Here is a 15855-nt window from a genome sequence, read left to right on the forward strand (position 1 = left end):
GCACCCCTCCAGATCCTCACCGCGCCCAATTGGTGGTGGCAGTCGCCATCCGCGATGGCAGGCTTGAGCGCGGCCCCTGCGAGGTCTGTCAGGCGGTGGAAGGCGTCGAGGCCCATATCCCTGACCCGGCCCAGCCCTTCGCCCTATCCTGGCGCTGCCCACCCCATATGCCGGGGCGCCAATGACCAGCTCTCAGCCGTGGGTTCGGCTCTTTCCCGGCGAGTGGCTTGCCACCACGCGGGGGATGACGGCTGCGGAGACCGGGGTGCTCATCACGCTGCGGTGCATGATGTTTGAGCGCCAGGGCCCGATACCAAGGGACGATGCCCGCCATGCGCGGCTTTGTGGCATGCCGGCAGGCACCTTTAAGCGCATCCTGGCGTCTCTAATCGCTGAGGAAATGGTCAGCGCGGACGGCGACAATCTATGGTCCGGCGAGGTTGAAACTGAGCTAAGTCACCGACACAAAATCACGAACGCAGCACGCGAAAAGGCAAACACGCGGTGGACTGGAAAAGGTAAGAAAATCAATGCTGGAGATGATGCTGTGGCAATGCAAGCGCATAGCGACAGCATTGCAAACCAGAACCAGAATATAACCCCTATAGGCCCTGAGGGCCATGAGCATGCGATTGACCTGGCTGGAATGTCCCGCAACATCCGAGACTATGCCGCCATGGGAATCAGCCGGGATGCCGCGCTGGCCGTGCAGTGCCAGCAATGCGGCGCCGAGGCTGGGGCAGGATGTGCCGGCGTTCGAGGCCAAGGCAGGGATGCACCACACATCGAACGCTACCAGCTCGTCGCCAAGCTGCGGGAAGCGGCGAAGTCCGAAACCGCCACCCTGCCGATAGTGCGAGAGGGCGACCCGCTCGTGCCGTTCTTGGCCAAGGTCAGGGGCAGGGAGATCATCTTCGGCACTCGTGGCACCGTGACCGCCACAACAGCCGAACTGGAAGCCGCCAAGGCGCTGGCAGGTGCAGCATGACCAGGGGCGGGGCCATCAGGAACTCGCCAGCGACGGGCCGCTCCACCGGCTGGGGTCTAAATCATCCGTTTTTGCAGATTGATGTTCTGAGAGGTCCAATCTGCAATTGGCGGTGGCCATGAAGTCGGCAGCGGAACGGCAGCGGGAGCGTCGGCGCCGGCAGCGGGATGGCGCAATCCTGGTAACGGTCGAGATCAAGCCCAGAGCGCGGGAGGTATTCACATCCGCCCGGTGGATTCGGGAATGGGACGAGGACAGCCCGGAAGCGGTGGCGGCGGCGGTCCAGCGGCTTGTGGACGAGATGCGCGTCGATGGTGGCGAGGAATAGACCTGTCACGCCGTGACGCTTCGGCCAAATCGACTTTGCTAGATTCGGCGAAACTGATTTGGAGACCATCATCGTGCGAGCAATCGTTTCTCACCCATCCGCTAAGCCTTCGGCAATTATGGCGCTGGCCGTTGCCAAGTATCGCTCGACAGTTCTCCGTCAGGACATCGAGCCGATGCTGAAAGCCATTCGCGGTGGCGATGACGCCCTCGCGCTGCTGACCAGGGCCACGGTTGCGCCGGGTAATACCGCCACCAGCGGCTGGGCCGCGCAACTGGCCCATACTGCCTTCGGCGACTATTTGGGCAGCCTGGCCGGTTCGGCCGCATCCCAGATCATGGCGCTGGGCATGACCGTCCCCTTCATCGCCGCGAACCAATACATCGCCCCGACACGCAACACCGCACCAGCAACGCTGCCCTGGGTTGGCGAATCCGCGCCGATCCCGGTTCGGGCCTTCGACTTCCAGGGCCTGCTTCTGAAGCCGAAAAAGATGGGTGCCATCAGCGTCATCAGCCGCGAGCTTGCCAAGCGTGCCGGCGGTCAGTCCGCGGTGCGCCAGATGCTGCATGAGGACGCTGAGCTCGCGCTCGACAGCGCCTATTTCAGCGATGCAGCCGAGGACAATGTGACCCACGCCGGATTGCTCAACGGCGTGACACCGATCGATGGATATGCCGGTGGTGACCTGAGCGCTTTCCAAGAGGACGTTGGCGCAATACTGGCTGTGATCGGCCCGCGAAATTCCGGGCGTATCGTCTATGTGACTGGTCATTACGCGGCCGAGCGCATCAGCCTCAAGTTCCCCGACTTCAAGGGCGCCGTGATCGGTTCGCCGGCCGTGGCCGACGCCACGCTGATCGGTATCGACGCCGGCAGCCTGGTGCATTCCTTCGGCGACTTCGACGTTGATGCCTCGACCGACGCGGTGGTGCATATGAACGACGATCCGCTGGAGATCGTGGCAGACAATGGCGCGGTTGCCGACCCGACCCGTTCGGTTTTCCAGACCGATTGCGTGGCCCTGCGCATCTTGGGCGATGTGGCCTTTGGCGCCCGCAAGCCGAACGCCGTGGCCGTGGTCGAAGGCGTCACCTGGTAGTTTCAGAGATCCCGCTCACGCGGGCCTTTCGGGGGATGGCGGCGCTGGTTGCTCACGGCGCCGCCGACCCGGAGAACGGAGACGACGATAATGTCGGCAACTAAAGAAGCGGATGGATTTGGAGAGCTGATGGAAAAGCTCACGCCTGCTGCCTTGGACTTGGTTCGAGGGGTGTTGGTCGAGCGCCAGGCTAAGGCCCCGCAGGTGGTGGCTTACACGCAAGGCACCCATTCGGGCGTAATCCATGCGCTCGCCGAAAGCCTGGTCTTTGCGAAGGCCCTAAATGCTGAAGCAATGCAGCGCATCGCCTCACTTGAAGCCAGGATCGCTGGGATCGAGGGTAGGAGCCTCAAGCCCCGCATTCGGGTGCCGGCAAGGGTGATCTACAAATGAGCGCGCTGGATCGCGTGCTGGCCGAGGCCGAGCTTGAATTGAACGTTGCCGCTGCTGATGCGCTGATCGCCTATGCGCAGCGCTTGGAGGCATCTGGCGACCCCGAGACCGTCACGAAGGTCGATGTCTATGCCCACACGCTCAAGGGCTGGCGAGACGCTGCGATGAACCGCATCGCGCATGCCGCTGCCGGCCGGGTGCTGCATTGATGACCGGGGGGGGCATACAGGAAATCCAGCCGGCGGGGAGGGTACACCGGTCTGGGTCAAGCGTTCGCGGTCCGACGAAAAATAGAGGGGAGGGTTTGAGCCCATGACCAAAATCACAGCGATCGACGGCGGCGATGGAATGCCACCTGAACCGGACTGGTCGACAACCTACACCGACGTATTTGATCTGGCGCTGGCCCATGAAACATGGGGCCAGGTGACCCGTGAGATGAAGGAAGCTGGCACTCTGGCGGTGGTCAATGGCCATGCCATTCAGCGCCTGGTCAATTTCCGCATCATCTATGAGCGGGCAGCACGGACGGCCGCCGAACAGGGCGCGGTCATCAAGGCTAAGAAAAGCGGCGTGCTGCAGTATTCGCCGCACTGGATTGTGGCGCGCCAGGCGAGCGACACGATGCGCGCGCTCGAGGCCGATCTCGGCATATCGCCCCTTCGCCGCAGCAAGGCCGGCAAGGCCATGAAGCGCGCCGCGGCGAAACCATCCGACAAATACCTGGGACGAAAGGATCAGATCTGATGAATAGCGCAGCTCGACCACTCTTGATTGCCGCGTTTCTTTTGGCTTTAGCGGGCCCCGCGCATGCCGAGCCATTGACTTTGTTCTTCACCGGCATCGGCCTTGGAATAACCGGTGGCGGTGCCACCTTGGCCGGCGTATCACTGGCAACGGGGGCAATGGGCGCAGGCATTGCAGTGGGGGCTTTCCTACCTCGTAGCCTCCTTGGCAAGCTGATGCGGAAGGCGACTCCGAAATGACGGTCATCAACCTGCACATTGGGGCGGATGCAGCCCATATCGTCACCGACATGGGCGTGGTCGACTACGCCACCGGCATCATCGTGGGCCTAGCTCACAAGGTGATCTGGCTGCCTCGGATCAACGCTGCCCTTGCAATCTCCGGCGGCGTCAATGCCAGCGAATACATGCGCGGCTATTTTTACTCCCGCCCTCCGGAGACGCCTGGCGATGCCGAGTATGGGATGCGGACATACTTGGAGGAGGCGATAGAGCGGCGGGGCAGTGCCGGCATTGATCCTCTCGGTGAATTCGTCCTGATGATCGCGGGCTGCGACGATGGCCGCCCATTTGGCACGACATGTGTAGTCTCTGACCTGGCCGGCGGCGCGCAGGTGGCGATATTCGCAGGCGACTTCGCCCTTCCCCCTATGCCGCAACTCCCGCCTGTCTCTGCCTACGATGCAGACTTCATGGCCAGCGCGCTCGACCTGATCACCAAGCAACGCGACACGCCGGCAGAGCTACCGGGCGGGGCTATGGGCCGGGTGGCGTCAGGTGCGGCGATCCTCACCACCCTCAGACCTGACAGCATCAACAGCACTGTACTCACGGCATGGCCCGATCGGGTCGGCGATAGCGTCAAGCCAGACCATGTTCCTTTGATCACAACGCCGAGCACCTAACTTATTGCCAAGGCTATGCGGTGGAGACCGCAGAGCCCTGTAGGGGGGGCGGTCAGAAGTCTGCAAGGCAGCCGGGGGCCGGACCACGTGGGGGCTCACGTAGAGGTTTTTTCCTCTGGTGGAAGTTCGCAAGTGCGAACCACTTCTGCGAAACACTCTAAGCCATTGATTTAGCGCAATATGGTGGTTCGCAGTTCGCAGTGGCTTGCACGAAAAGTACGCAGCAGGTTCGCAGTGCGAACCAAGGTGCGAACCACGTGGGCCGGCCCACCTAGAGCCTCCAGAGCAAGATGACGGCGATCGCCACGAGCAGCAGGCAGATGGCTAGCAGCAAGCCCATCATTGTCGCGCGCTGTTCCTGCGCAATTCCCAGCAGCTTGTTGGTCCGCTCCGGTGATCCATCAGGTGGATCGGACCGCATCATTTCTTCAAGTCGTCTGCTCAACGGCCCACCCTCCAATATCGTGCTTGTCGACCATCGCTGTTCGGGACGGCAAGTCTCAGGGTTAGGCCTGGGGCTTCTTCGGGATCAGTCGCTCGAGCAGGTCCGCAGTATCGGCCGTGTTCCGGTCGATCCTCGCCAGGCGGTAAACAACTGCGCCGATAGCAAGCAACAGCAGACCGGAAAACATCAGGCCAAAGCCTGGCGCCACCGCCATCACCGCGCCAAGTGATGCAGCCCCACTATAGGGCGCTGTTTGATCTATCGACCGCATCGCTCTGACGGTCAGCCCTACCCATGCACCGCCAGCAATGATCGTCACCCACCCGAGCAGCGAAAAGACGTATGACATTAGCCCCTCCCATGTCGCGCCTGTGTCGCGTGGCGCAGCCGTACGATAGCGGACGTCCCTGATTCCTCAATGACTTAGCTGGACGCAACAAGCGCGACATGGAAACGATGAGCGCCGTAGTCAGCACTCTCGCAAACCATTGATTTTATTAAGGAAAAAATGGTGCCCGGGACCGGAATCGAACCAGTGACACGCGGATTTTCAATCCGGCTTCATGCCATATATTTCGGGGCTTCCGGCCGTCCATGTGCCATCCATGTGTCATGGATGGAGGCGACCAATCGTCACTGAGGCTTGAGTTTCAATCATCCCACTCGGCGTAAAGGTGTCCGCCGAACACGGATACCACTTTGGCGATGGCCTCATGGCTGACGTGTCGGTCGTTCTGTCCGGAGATGATGCGCTGGCAGCCGAGTGCGCGGGTCAGCGTCTGCAATTTCACACCGCGGACGCTTGCCTCGGCTATCACGTCGGCGACGACTGGCGTGGCAGCGACCCTGTGAGGCCTCTTTACGATGCCGAGATGTTCGCGACGGCCCTCCACCGCCGCCACCGTCCGACCAAGCATCAACGCGACCTGCCGATCTGTGTGGGTGGGAGCGAGCCGATCGACGACGTGGTCTTCGGCCTTCGACCACCGCCTCATCGTCCGAAGCCCCAACTTGCAGGAGCGATTGTAGATGGAGCACCTGGAGCGACCGGGCAGGCGCAGCTCGGCTTTTGCCAGGTCTGGATGGCACCTGCGCAATATCTTGTCCTCAGCAAGAGTCCACTCCGCGCCCTTTGCCCGCACCCCCAAGCGTGGTGCTCGGTTGCGCAGCGACTTTGGTTCGCGGTGGGGGAGCAATTCCAATAGTAGCTTGCGCCCAGATGCTGATCGCCAGTGCTTGCGGATCAGATCATCCTCCCAGGGCTGATAGCGGTTTTCACGCTTGCCCATCGGCAAATCTCGCACGTAGATGTCCACCTAGGGCGGCGATTGCGCGACCGTGAGCGCCGTGGTCCTGCTTCCGACGCCACTTGCGCCGAGCGAAGTAGCCCTTTCGCCGGACAATTGCGTCTAAGTTAGTCAGGGACACCCCAAGTAACTGAGCGCGACTATAGATCTGGTCGATCAGATCGATGCCGGAGGTCTGGGCGGGCGGCTTCTGTCGACGATGACCACGCTTGTTCGCCGCCAAGCCGATTGCACGCCAGCTGCGGCCAGGGAAGGCGGCCAAAACTTCCTCACGCGTGCCGCTGCGATAAATGCGCAGCCGTAGGATTTCGTTGTCGCTCCATGGCGCGCGGGACTTCGTGAGGCCAAGCCTAGCAGCCTTGCTGTACACTGCTGGCTTCGTGCGTCTGGGGAGCACGGGAAACACTGCACCGTACCTGGGGTGGAGATCGACAAGCGGCCCCACCTCCCGATCTTCCCAAAGTGGGTGCCCGTTCGGCGTGATGCCGCGCAGCGCCATGAGACGGCGCCCGCGCTCAGCACTCGCGGCGCCTCTGGCGATCCATGAAAGTGCCATTGGTCCCTCCTGACACCTAATCGGACACCCGACCGGGCCAGTCGACAAGATCGGCGGAGAGAAGTTCCCCCATCATTCACACGCGCTCGTCGCCGGGTCATTAACGAAAGGATAACAGCGGTATTTACCTCGAGGACTTCCTAGTGTTCACTGAGCCCATTGGGGGACTAATCATGATCAAGAAAACTATCGTCGCGCTCGCCGCGGTTTCGACCCTTGCCGCGTGTGCTACGCCGCCGAAGGATATTGCGCCGACCTACGTTTCTACTGGCCTATATGAGAACCTGACCTGTGCGCAGCTCCGAACCGAAGCCGAAGGCGTTTCCGCTCGGGCAGCAGCCGCCTATGGCAAGCAGGAGCAGAATCGCAACAGCGACGTGGCCATGACCACAGTGAGCCTGGTGCTGTTCTGGCCGGCCGCCTTCTTCATGAAGGGTGACGGCGCCGCGGCCGCCGAGGTCGCCCGCATCAAGGGTGAAATGCAGGCTATCGAACAGGTCAACCGCATCAAGAACTGCGGGATCCAGTTCGCAGCGATGTAGCGCCGTTTGGCTTCTGGCCAGAGGTGTTCTCTGCCAGAAGCCCTCATGGTGCCGAGATGTAGGAACGAATCTCATGTTTAGCCGTGCCGCCGCGGTGGCCGTTGCAACCTTGGCCCTTACCATCTCACCCGCCTCGGCTCAGAACGGTGAGTGCAACATCAAGGGCAACGTCAGCACCCAGGGCGAGCGAATCTATCATATGCCCGGCGACAAGTATTACGACGAGACCAGGATCAGCGCTTCGCATGGCGAGCGCTGGTTCTGCACCGAGGCGGAAGCGCGGCAGGCCGGTTGGCGACGGGCTCGCGTTTAGTGCAGCAGGCCAAGCCCGATGAGAACCCGGCATATGGCCAGGTGGTGGCCACGGCGCGTGAGCTGATCGAGCAGCATTTGAGGCCGGAGGAGCGCTGATGGCTGGCGAGCCAAGCGGCCTATTGAAAGCAATCGAGACACTGGCCGCTTCAATCAAGAGTCGGCCGGAGGCAGCGCTGGCCGGTATCGCCATACTGGCCCCTGCCTTGCTTATTCCAATGGGTGTTAACCAATGGATGGCTATGATTGCCCCAATTGGTGTTTATATCATCTACTGCGGACGGTCGGTGATGGCCGAGCGCCACAAAGAACGGATAGCGGAGATGAAGATTGAAGCTGTCCAGGCTGCCGGCGACAAGCGTATCACCGATTTGGCCGAAAAGTACCTGAAACGCTTGCCGGAAGGAGGCAAAGACAATGACTGATCTCTGGTTCCTCTACCCTGTCGCGGTGCTGGCAACTCTTGCGATCATGTACGCCACCCACACCATCAATCGCGCGTCGCACCGCCGACAGCACGACCTCGCCGCAGCGGCTGAAGCAATCAAGGCGCACTACGATGCCCTTTACGAGCTTCTCGACGACGACGATGTGCCGGAAAATCTGAAATCTGCTGCCTATGCCTTTCACAAGTCCGTGACGGACCGGGGTGTGGCCTTGGAGATTGCGAACTTCGTCTGCTCTGACGCGGAGATTGAACCTACCGATGCCATGGTGCAATTCGACAAGGACGTCGAGGCATTCCGGCTTACCAACCGTCCAGCCTACGATCGGTTCAGAACGATTATCTCCAGCGGCATGGCGGCGATGCTTCTGCGCTGGCCGGAGACTGCGGACGTATTTGAGCGGGCTGCCTTCGAGGCCGCCATCGAGTCTGAGCGGCAGCGCGAAATCTCGAATGCCGTTGTGGTACGTAGTGTCAGATCGAACAAGAACCACGACGATCCACACTTCGGCGGCACGTTGGCTACAGCCTAGCCGAGAAAGCTCCGCCGCGGCGGAGCTTTCGTTTTCCATGATCGCTCACGCGCGTATTACTCAATACCAATCTCTGAATAGGCTCTGAGTTCAGTGATTATCGGCGCCCGGTCGTCCACCAATGACGACCGCCGCTGCATGCAACATCATAGCGCCCGCGATTGCGATAGCAGTGACGACGGGTCGCGCCTGACCGCCCGCCAGGGGCGCCAACACAAGCGTTGCGACCACGGACACAGCTACGCCGTTCAGGAACTGGGCCGCAGTTCGTCTCGTCTCCCGATTAAGCCTCATCGCTCTTCTCCTTGCTGATGTCGCAAGGATACATCCTCTGGCATGAGCGGGGATTATGGGGATAAGCTCAGCTAGCGGAGGTGGCCATGAAAGCACTGGTGGACCGGCTGAGTGCCGAGCTCTCGACCAAGTACATCCAATATCTGGAAACATTAATGGTCGACCTGTGGAGCGAGGCCGGCTTCGTGGAGTTTCGCGCCGGCTTTTCCTTGCGCCGAGACCATCAACTCCGGTCGTTCACCGTCAAAGTCGAAGCGGACGCGGGCCAAACTGCCGAAGAGCGAGAGCTGCTAATCGTCGTGGTGTTCGACGAGATCGAGGAGCAAATCGACATGGCCATCGCCGATGGCCTGGTGGATGCGAACTGATGACCAATAAGGTGCCCAGCCGCCCTGCCCGCGTCCCCAACACCGAATCCGACGAGCGCCGGCGGGAGAGGATCGAGCGCGAGGCCATCCTGACCGAACAGCGCGCGTTCCTCGACAGCTTCGAGCGGCAGGTAGCGGAGCTTGAGGCTAAAGCCACCGGCCATGCTTGCGATGCGCCCAAGGATTCGGCGGGCCGATAGGGTCTCGCCCGGCCTCTCGGTCGCGCTTGGCCTTACGCTTGGCCTTGATGTTGTCCATGGCCTGAGACTGCACCAGGAGGATCTGCGAGCATGAACATCTTAGAATTCGCCGGAGCTAGCTTTTTTGCCGTAGGCTGCTGCCTTGTATTCGCATGCTGGAGACTTGGAGCGGCAGGTGACATCGCCTTGCTGTTTGCTGCAGCTGGCATACCGCTGGCGATGGTAGGCACTGCCTATCTCACCTGATGGCGGCCAACGCTAAGCCGCGAAAGCGACATTGGCGCGTCTTATGGGCTACAAGCCCCCGCACCTTGATAGGTCGATTCCTGCTCATTTGGCGGGCGGTGTTGGTTGGCCGCTCAGAAGCTGTCGTCGGATAACTCGTCGTCGATCTCCGCGTCTTGCTCTCCGGCTCGCCGAAGGAATAGAAACAGGACCAAACCGATAAGAAGGAGCGTCATCATTATGACGCTGTACGGCACTATCAGATCATATCCATAGGAAAGAACCATCAACGCCAGGATTATCGCGGTTACCAGCACTACATAGATATCCTGTCTCGTCCCGCTCATGTCCAAACTCCTCCAAACCATTACTTTTAACTGAAACCGAGAAATCGTCAGCGTTGTGGATTGCGCAATTAAGTAACGATTGATCTAGCAATGGACGTCCGTCGCGCATTCTGGCAGAGCACGATCCTATTTTGGTTCAATACGTCGCGAGCGCACCTGATGCAACAAATGCAACGCCGGGTTTTCGAACTGCACCGACCGGATGGCGGCCTCAAAATGGTAACCGTAGGCTACAGCGATGGGGTGGCTGACGTGATTGTCGAGGAAGTCGACCCGATAGGAGGAAAGCTGGCGGAGCGGCGGCAACAACTCACCTACTCAGGCAAGCTTGGCTTCAAGGTATACGCCTTTGATGTCGAGGTTATAAGCAGGGGACGTTTCGGATTGGCGAAAAAGACGGTTTGGCGCTTTTAGCTGAGTTGTTAGGCATAGTTCTTCAATCAAAATACCATGGTGTCGCGTTGAAGCGGTTTGCAGCAAAAGCCTTCCAGGCGCTCTCTAGGCTCTACAGCATTCGTGGCAATGTGCACGTGGGTAAGAACGTTCATATTGGCATTCTGTCCCTCCTGTGGGCGCCAACGCGCTTGGAGGTGGGAGACCAAACTTATATCGGAAAGCACTGTACCATTCAGGTAAATGGGCGGATTGGTCGAGGGGTAGTCATAGCCAACAACGTGGGTATCGTTGGTCGGATCGACCATGAATATCGTGAACCCGGGGTACCTGTACGAGACGGGCGCTGGGTTGGGACGGATACGCACCTCGCGCAACTGCCAGAAAATCGGGTAGAGGTAGGCGACGATGTCTGGATCGGCTTTGGAGCCATCGTGCTCTCCGGCGTTTCCATCGGGACAGGCGCCATTATCGCGGCAGGCTCAGTTGTGACGAAGAGCGTTCCTGCTTTCGCCATCGCAGCGGGTGTTCCCGCTCGGGAAGTAGCAAAACGTTTCGATGGCAACGCCGCCGACATCGAAAAACACTTGGCAATGCTGAATTACCGCTACGGAGTGGCACAATAAATTATGCGACCAAGCGTTTCCTACGTGTTTCCTACATCGCACAAGTTTCGTGTGCCCTTTCACGAGCGACTTCGTGAGGAGCTAGACGCGCGCGGTATAGATTACAAATACATCTATTCGGAAAACGACACTAATGACGGTAAGGGAGACGTACAAGCACCGCTAGGGGCAATTTCGGTCCCGTTGATCACCTGGCGGTGGGGGCGGCGTCGCATATCGTTCCAACGCGCGATGGCTGCCACCAAAAATGACGACTTGGTGATCCTGCAGCAGCAGAACAATCTGCTCGGAAACTACCCCATCCTCTTGAGCCGGCGCGTACAAGGAAAGAAGGTTGCACTTTTTGGGCATGGCAAAAACTTCCAGTCCTCGAGTCCCAATGGGTTGGCTGAGACGTTTAAGCGCTGGTGGTCACGGCGAGTAGATTGGTGGTTTGCATACACAGTGGAATGCGCCCGCGTCGTCCAACATATGGGATTCCCCGCCGACAAAATAACGGTGTTCAACAACGCCATCGATGTGTCTTCAATTTCCGCTGAGATGGCTAGTCTCAGCAAGGAACATCTCTCCAAACGGAGGGATGCCGACTTTCATGGATCGCAAAACATCGGCGTTTATGTCGGAAGTCTCTATGCCGGTAAACGCATCCAGCTTCTGCTGGACTCGGCTGACAAAATCAGAGAGGCCATACCCGACTTCCACCTGATTGTGATCGGTGGCGGGCCAGAAACGGCACTCGTTGAACGGGCTGCACTATCGCGGCCATGGCTGCATTATGTTGGACCGAAGTTCGGTCTCGCTAAAACCGAACTTGTGGCCTTGGGGGACGTCGTTCTCATGCCCGGAGCGGTTGGGCTCGTCGTTTTGGATGCTTTTGCATACGGGTTGCCGCTCGTTACCACCCGCAGCGCCAAACACGGACCAGAGATTGCATATCTGGTCGACGGAGAAAACGGCGTGATTGTCGAGAATGACACCGACTATCCTGCGGCCGTAGTTCATTTGCTAAAAAACTCGGATGAACGAATGAGGCTCGCGGAAAATGCGGCGAGCTGTTTGCAAATTTATAACATCGAGAACATGGCCAAAGCCTTTTGCAATGGCATCCTGGCCGCCCTCTCTCACGATGGAAAGACCCATGATTAATATGCAGTTTGTCAAAAGCGACTTATTGGCATCTCTTCAGAGCACCATAAGCAATCGGACAGCAAAGGTGGGTGTAATTGGCCTGGGTTACGTCGGGCTTCCCTTAGCTGCCGCGGCGGCGCGCGCCGGCTTCCCGACATTGGGTTTCGACGTAGATCCCGCGAAGATTGACGAGATTGCCGCTGGGCGATCGTACATCGGGGCAGTAACCGACGACGAGCTGACCCAACTGGTCGAAACAGGACGGCTCGCGGCAACATCGGCCATGACAAGGCTAACCGAGGTTGACCTCATTGTTATCTGTGTGCCGACGCCGCTAACGAAGCATCGAGAGCCGGACACTTCCTATATCGAGAAGACTGGCGCGCAGATCGCGTCCATCCTGCGCCCGGGGCAAGTAGTCGTGCTTGAGTCCACGACCTATCCCGGTACAACGACGCAACTTCTACGACCAATCCTAGAATCCGGAGGGCTGCAATCAGGAAGGGACTTCTTCCTAGGATTCTCACCTGAGCGCGAGGATCCAGGTAACGCTACGCACCGAACCGCTACCATTCCGAAGATTGTCTCTGGCGACGGGGACGAAGCTAGCGCGGCGATCCATGACTTCTATGCAAGCATTGTGGACAAGGTTGTGTCGGTAAGTTCGCCAGACACCGCCGAGGCCACAAAACTTACTGAAAACATATTCAGGGCAGTGAACATTGCCTTGGTAAATGAGCTCAAGGTTGTCTACGACGCCATGGGAATTGACATCTGGGAAGTTATCGACGCAGCAGCAACAAAGCCCTTTGGATTCATGCCGTTCTATCCAGGGCCGGGACTTGGCGGGCACTGCATCCCGATTGACCCGTTCTATCTTACTTGGGCATCAAGGGCATACGATCTTCCTACCAAGTTTATCGAACTCGCAGGCGAGATCAATGTGGCGATGCCTCGGTACGTCATTGGCAAGGTGGAGGAAGCACTCGGAGACAGGTTCAAAAAGTCACTGCACGGTGCCTCGATCTTGATCATCGGACTCGCTTACAAGAAGAACGTAAGCGACATTCGCGAGAGCCCCAGCCTAAAGCTGATGGAACTCATCGAGGACCGCGGGAGTCACGTAGACTTCGCAGATCCTCATGTACCGATCATCGGCATGAGCCGGGAACATGCAAATTTGGCGGGAAAGGAGGCAATACCGATCACTCCGGAAACGATCTCCAGGTACGATGCAATACTCATCGCTACGGATCATGATAGCATCGACTATAGCGTGATTAGCGGAGCCCGCTTGATCATCGACACCAGGAACGCGATGGCGCGACGGAACCTTTCCGGCGATAACGTAGTAAAGGCCTAAGTGTCGATGACCTCAAATTTGGTAGAACCTCAAAGCGAAATCGCTCGATTTCGCGTGCTGGGGGTGCCGGTGAGTGTCGTAAACATGCGGCGCGCCGTTGACGTCGCCGTTGCATGGGCAAGAGAAAACAGTCCGCGTACTATTTTTGTGCGCGATGTGGCGAGCCTCATGCTGGCGGTTGATCAACCGAAATTCTGTGCTTTGCACGGTGAAGCTTCGCTGGTAGTGCCAGACGGACAGCCGCTTGTGTGGCTGGGCAAAATTAGCAGCCACAGTGCAATCGGCCGGGTCGCTGGTGCGGATTTTGTAGACGCGGTCTGTTCGGCTACGAGCCGAACAGACCTGACCCACTTCTTCTATGGAGGCAAGCCCGGGGTTGCGGAAAAAGCGGCGGACAAACTTCGCGCGAAATACCCCGGCCTCAAAATAGCCGGGACACTGACCCCGCCCATGCGCGACATCGACGCGACAACGACCTTCGACGAAAGCCAACTCGCCGAACTGGCTACGATACGTGACGCACACCCAGACTTCGTCTGGATAGGAATCTCTAGCCCAAAGCAGGACTACTGGATGATGAAGGCCGCGCCACTAATTGGTCGCGGGGTCTTCGCCGGCGTGGGTGCTGCCTTCGATTTCCACGCGGGCACAGTCAAACGCGCGCCAGCATTCATGAGAAATAGCGGGTTGGAATGGCTACATCGTTTGCTTAGTGAGCCTAGGCGCCTATGGCGGCGGTACTTGCTTCTTGCGCCCCGGTTTGTCTGGCTTTTGCTCCGATCCAGGAACTCGTGAATGCAGATCCTGCAGAAAGTGCTTAGCGCCAGGGATCAGGTGATGGGCTTGGCTATTTGTCGGGCTGCAGGGGTGTCTTTGGGAACACGCGTCAGGTTTCATGGCTCCCCCATCGTGACGCGCGTTGAGCATTCAACTATATCGGTCGGCGCCCGCTCGGTTCTTATTTCGGACAGTAGATACACCGCCCTCGGTGTACGCAGTCCCACCATCCTTCGAACATTAATGCGCGGCGCCCACCTGCGTATTGGCGAAGACGTAGGCCTAAGCGGCGCGGTCGTTTGCGCAGCGCTCGCCGTGGTAATTGGGAATGGGTGCCTCATTGGTGCCGATGTCATGATCTTCGACAACGACTTTCATCCTGTAGATCATCCGGCACGCAGATATTCCACCCAAGATGACGCATCGCAGTTTGCTCCGGTGGTCATTGAAAGCAACGTCTTCATCGGAGCTCGATCGATAATCTGCAAAGGAGTGACGATTGGGCAAAATTCTGTCATCGGTGCAGGCAGTGTCGTCACGCGATCGGTGCCGGAGAATAGCGTTTATGCTGGCTCTCCTGCAAAGTTTATCCGTAAGTTAGGCCCGATCCCGGCATGATTACCGAAACCCTCCCTACCATCGCTGTTGTCCTTGCGTGCTACAATCGAAGAGCCTTAACCCTTCGATGCCTTGCGTCAATAGAGTCGGCAGGATCCGACCGGGCACGCTTGGTGGTCTACTTGTTTGACGATGCTAGCAGCGACGGCACGTCGGACGCAGTGCGCGAGAATTTCCCATCAACCAACATCATGGCTGGTGACGGCGAACAGTTCTGGTGTGGCGGCATGCGACAGGCGATGGCGGCCGCTGAGGCCGCCGGGTACGATTACCTGCTTTGGCTAAATGACGACGTGGAACTGGCACCCGATTTCCTAGATATTCTCCTCAACTCCCACGCCGAGGCACTCCAAAGCCACGGGCCTGGCCCCCATGTGATTGTCGGCCCGGTGGTAGACCCGGTAAGCAGGGAAATAACGTATTCAGGCTTTCGCAGGACGTCACGCGTACATCCCGCCAAACTTGAGCGCGTGGCGCCTTCTGGCACTCTTCAGCAGTGCGACACGATGAACGGAAACTGCGTGCTCTTTCCCGCCTCGATTGTCAGCAAAGTGGGCGAGATCGATCGTGCCTACTCACAGCAGATTGGCGATGCTGACTATGGCTATCGATGCATCGAAGAGGGGGCCATGCTCTGGGTCGCCCGGCGGTGGGTCGGAAGCTGTGTATCAAACAACAGGCGTCTTCGTTGGTCAAATCCGTCGCTAACATTTGGCGAGCGACTGCGTATCCTCAATACGCCCCACGGGCTCCCCATCCGTCCTTGGCTGCATTTCATGTGGCGCTTTGGTGGACCTCTGGGGGCCGCTCTCCTGACACTTAGCTACGCCAAGTGGTTCGCGCAGAGCCTGCTCCCGAAGAAGGGGGGCGAAGCTTCGTGAGCTCTGGCCACAGCGCCGTGCGCAGCGTTCTCT

The 15855-nt window shown here is 58.9% G+C and carries 25 protein-coding genes; 22 read left to right on the top strand and 3 right to left on the bottom strand.

Features of this window, described 5'->3' with window-relative positions:
• Positions 1-181 precede the first annotated feature (181 nt).
• From ASD80_RS15515 to ASD80_RS15545, 8 genes are all read left to right on the top strand, one after another.
• Complete coding sequence (locus ASD80_RS15515) at positions 182-988, top strand: DUF1376 domain-containing protein (RefSeq protein ID WP_056234710.1); 807 nt, start codon at positions 182-184, stop codon at positions 986-988.
• A gap of 118 nt (positions 989-1106) precedes the next feature.
• Positions 1107-1316, top strand: coding sequence for a hypothetical protein (locus tag ASD80_RS15520; protein WP_056234712.1), 210 nt, complete (start codon positions 1107-1109; stop codon positions 1314-1316).
• A 58-nt stretch (positions 1317-1374) separates the two neighbouring features.
• Positions 1375-2418, top strand: coding sequence for a phage major capsid protein (locus tag ASD80_RS15525; RefSeq protein WP_156460493.1), 1044 nt, complete (start codon positions 1375-1377; stop codon positions 2416-2418).
• 129 nt (positions 2419-2547) lie between these two features.
• Positions 2548-2811: a hypothetical protein gene (locus ASD80_RS15530; protein WP_056234718.1), complete on the top strand. Its 264-nt coding sequence runs from the start codon at positions 2548-2550 to the stop codon at positions 2809-2811.
• Positions 2808-3020 (top strand): hypothetical protein, encoded by a 213-nt coding sequence (locus ASD80_RS15535; RefSeq protein ID WP_056234721.1) that lies wholly within the window; start codon positions 2808-2810, stop codon positions 3018-3020. Before ASD80_RS15530 ends, ASD80_RS15535 begins: the two co-directional genes overlap by 4 nt.
• 103 nt (positions 3021-3123) lie before the next feature.
• Positions 3124-3558 (top strand): P27 family phage terminase small subunit, encoded by a 435-nt coding sequence (locus ASD80_RS15540; protein WP_056234724.1) that lies wholly within the window; start codon positions 3124-3126, stop codon positions 3556-3558.
• Entirely contained in the window at positions 3558-3797 is a 240-nt protein-coding gene (locus tag ASD80_RS18830; RefSeq protein ID WP_156460495.1) for a hypothetical protein, read from the top strand. Before ASD80_RS15540 ends, ASD80_RS18830 begins: the two co-directional genes overlap by 1 nt.
• Complete coding sequence (locus tag ASD80_RS15545; RefSeq protein ID WP_056234728.1) at positions 3794-4462, top strand: hypothetical protein; 669 nt, start codon at positions 3794-3796, stop codon at positions 4460-4462. Before ASD80_RS18830 ends, ASD80_RS15545 begins: the two co-directional genes overlap by 4 nt.
• 271 nt (positions 4463-4733) lie before the next feature.
• On the opposite strand, the gene ASD80_RS18835 is transcribed toward ASD80_RS15545, so the two are convergent.
• From ASD80_RS18835 to ASD80_RS15555, 3 genes are all read right to left on the bottom strand, one after another.
• Positions 4734-4907 (bottom strand): hypothetical protein, encoded by a 174-nt coding sequence (locus ASD80_RS18835; RefSeq protein WP_156460496.1) that lies wholly within the window; start codon positions 4905-4907, stop codon positions 4734-4736.
• A 61-nt stretch (positions 4908-4968) separates the two neighbouring features.
• A complete protein-coding gene (locus tag ASD80_RS15550; protein WP_056234731.1) occupies positions 4969-5256 on the bottom strand; it encodes a hypothetical protein in 288 nt (95 codons plus the stop codon).
• Between the two features lie 301 nt (positions 5257-5557).
• Positions 5558-6196: a hypothetical protein gene (locus tag ASD80_RS15555; protein WP_056234734.1), complete on the bottom strand. Its 639-nt coding sequence runs from the start codon at positions 6194-6196 to the stop codon at positions 5558-5560.
• Positions 6197-6943: 747 nt separating this feature from the next.
• Here ASD80_RS15555 and ASD80_RS15565 point away from each other — a divergent pair.
• From ASD80_RS15565 to ASD80_RS15625, 14 genes are all read left to right on the top strand, one after another.
• Positions 6944-7312 (top strand): hypothetical protein, encoded by a 369-nt coding sequence (locus tag ASD80_RS15565; protein WP_056234738.1) that lies wholly within the window; start codon positions 6944-6946, stop codon positions 7310-7312.
• A gap of 73 nt (positions 7313-7385) precedes the next feature.
• Positions 7386-7625, top strand: coding sequence for a hypothetical protein (locus ASD80_RS15570; protein WP_056234741.1), 240 nt, complete (start codon positions 7386-7388; stop codon positions 7623-7625).
• Positions 7626-7722: 97 nt separating this feature from the next.
• A complete protein-coding gene (locus ASD80_RS15575) occupies positions 7723-8049 on the top strand; it encodes a hypothetical protein (protein ID WP_056234742.1) in 327 nt (108 codons plus the stop codon).
• Positions 8042-8602, top strand: a complete 561-nt coding sequence (locus ASD80_RS15580) for a hypothetical protein (RefSeq protein ID WP_056234745.1) — start codon at positions 8042-8044, stop codon at positions 8600-8602. The genes ASD80_RS15575 and ASD80_RS15580 overlap by 8 nt, the downstream gene beginning before the upstream one ends.
• Positions 8603-8982: 380 nt before the next feature.
• Positions 8983-9264 (top strand): hypothetical protein, encoded by a 282-nt coding sequence (locus ASD80_RS15585; RefSeq protein ID WP_056234748.1) that lies wholly within the window; start codon positions 8983-8985, stop codon positions 9262-9264.
• Positions 9264-9464, top strand: coding sequence for a hypothetical protein (locus tag ASD80_RS15590; RefSeq protein ID WP_056234750.1), 201 nt, complete (start codon positions 9264-9266; stop codon positions 9462-9464). The genes ASD80_RS15585 and ASD80_RS15590 overlap by 1 nt, the downstream gene beginning before the upstream one ends.
• Positions 9465-9554: 90 nt before the next feature.
• On the top strand, positions 9555-9710 hold the full coding sequence (locus tag ASD80_RS18840) for a hypothetical protein (protein WP_156460497.1): 156 nt from the start codon (positions 9555-9557) through the stop codon (positions 9708-9710).
• A 416-nt stretch (positions 9711-10126) separates the two neighbouring features.
• Positions 10127-10450 carry a hypothetical protein gene (locus ASD80_RS15600; protein WP_056234756.1) on the top strand — a complete coding sequence of 108 codons (324 nt, stop codon included), beginning with the start codon at positions 10127-10129 and terminating at the stop codon, positions 10448-10450.
• Complete coding sequence (locus ASD80_RS19215) at positions 10438-11055, top strand: DapH/DapD/GlmU-related protein (protein ID WP_056234758.1); 618 nt, start codon at positions 10438-10440, stop codon at positions 11053-11055. The genes ASD80_RS15600 and ASD80_RS19215 overlap by 13 nt, the downstream gene beginning before the upstream one ends.
• A gap of 3 nt (positions 11056-11058) precedes the next feature.
• Positions 11059-12201 carry a glycosyltransferase family 4 protein gene (locus ASD80_RS15610; protein WP_082555349.1) on the top strand — a complete coding sequence of 381 codons (1143 nt, stop codon included), beginning with the start codon at positions 11059-11061 and terminating at the stop codon, positions 12199-12201.
• Complete coding sequence (locus tag ASD80_RS15615) at positions 12194-13546, top strand: nucleotide sugar dehydrogenase (protein WP_413813382.1); 1353 nt, start codon at positions 12194-12196, stop codon at positions 13544-13546. Before ASD80_RS15610 ends, ASD80_RS15615 begins: the two co-directional genes overlap by 8 nt.
• An 84-nt stretch (positions 13547-13630) precedes the next feature.
• Complete coding sequence (locus ASD80_RS15620) at positions 13631-14341, top strand: WecB/TagA/CpsF family glycosyltransferase (RefSeq protein ID WP_056234766.1); 711 nt, start codon at positions 13631-13633, stop codon at positions 14339-14341.
• Positions 14342-14941 (top strand): acyltransferase, encoded by a 600-nt coding sequence (locus ASD80_RS18600; protein ID WP_082555352.1) that lies wholly within the window; start codon positions 14342-14344, stop codon positions 14939-14941.
• Positions 14938-15822, top strand: coding sequence for a glycosyltransferase family 2 protein (locus ASD80_RS15625; RefSeq protein ID WP_082555353.1), 885 nt, complete (start codon positions 14938-14940; stop codon positions 15820-15822). Before ASD80_RS18600 ends, ASD80_RS15625 begins: the two co-directional genes overlap by 4 nt.
• Positions 15823-15855 lie beyond the last annotated feature (33 nt).

The sequence above is a fragment of the Devosia sp. Root635 genome (assembly GCF_001427605.1).
Taxonomy (GTDB): domain Bacteria; phylum Pseudomonadota; class Alphaproteobacteria; order Rhizobiales; family Devosiaceae; genus Devosia.